Below are 258 nucleotides of genomic sequence, written 5' to 3' on the forward strand. Positions count from 1 at the left end.
ATGGTTGATATGGACTTGGGGTTATAGAGGAGGAAAAGAAAAATAGGATTTTGGTGGGGAAAAAGAAGAGGGGGGTTGTTGTGGGCGTTGGGGAAGGGTTGAATGTAGTGGGTAGTGATGGGATGGGGATGATTGAGGTAAGAAAGGAGTACGTTGAAGTGATGGAGAAGGAAATGGTGATTGTGAGTAAGGATGAAGTGAGAATGAAGAACGTTGAAGGGGAAGTAGTTTGAGGCGGTGGTTAGAGTGGAGAACTTG

The 258-nt window shown here is 45.3% G+C and carries 1 protein-coding gene; it reads left to right on the forward strand.

Features of this window, described 5'->3' with window-relative positions; genetic code table 11:
* Window positions 1–80: 80 nt before the first annotated feature.
* Window positions 81–233, forward strand: a complete 153-nt coding sequence (locus FS736_RS24695; RefSeq protein ID WP_186326935.1) for a hypothetical protein — start codon at window positions 81–83, stop codon at window positions 231–233.
* Window positions 234–258: the final 25 nt, after the last annotated feature.

The sequence above is a fragment of the Cytobacillus oceanisediminis 2691 genome, assembly GCF_007678455.1.
GTDB classification, from domain to species: domain Bacteria; phylum Bacillota; class Bacilli; order Bacillales; family Cytobacillaceae; genus Mesobacillus; species Mesobacillus oceanisediminis_A.